Below are 368 nucleotides of genomic sequence, written 5' to 3'. Positions count from 1 at the left end.
TCGATAGAAAGTTTACCGGCAAGAGTGGAAAGAAAAATAGCATGTCTGTCAGTATATAAGCCGACAGGAACGCCATGGGAGAGAATGCATTGGCGTATAACTTCCCAGTAGCCGTGGAGGCATTCATTTTTGGTCATATAAAGACCCACGATCTTGCCAGTAGCATCATCAATAGCGCCGTGAAGGGCAAATTTATCTTTGGAAGCAAACCACTCAAAGGGAGTTGCATCCATTTGAATGAGCATTCCTTCTTTTGGTTTACGTTTACGGCGACGATGAGGCTTAAATCTACGGCGTTTCTTAGGGCTTTTAATACCGGCATTAGTAAGAAGGGTATAAAGGGATGAGTAGCTGATTTTAATGCCTTC

At 43.2% G+C, this 368-nt stretch carries 1 pseudogene; it reads right to left on the bottom strand.

The window, feature by feature from the left end:
* Positions 1–368: pseudogene (locus tag Ga0466249_RS26000) on the bottom strand (ISNCY family transposase); the annotation flags it as partial.

Source organism: Pelorhabdus rhamnosifermentans (genome assembly GCF_018835585.1).
Taxonomy (GTDB): domain Bacteria; phylum Bacillota; class Negativicutes; order UMGS1260; family UMGS1260; genus Pelorhabdus; species Pelorhabdus rhamnosifermentans.
Note: the sequence above shows the minus strand (reverse complement) of the source record. Positions and strands in the feature narration are given on the sequence as shown.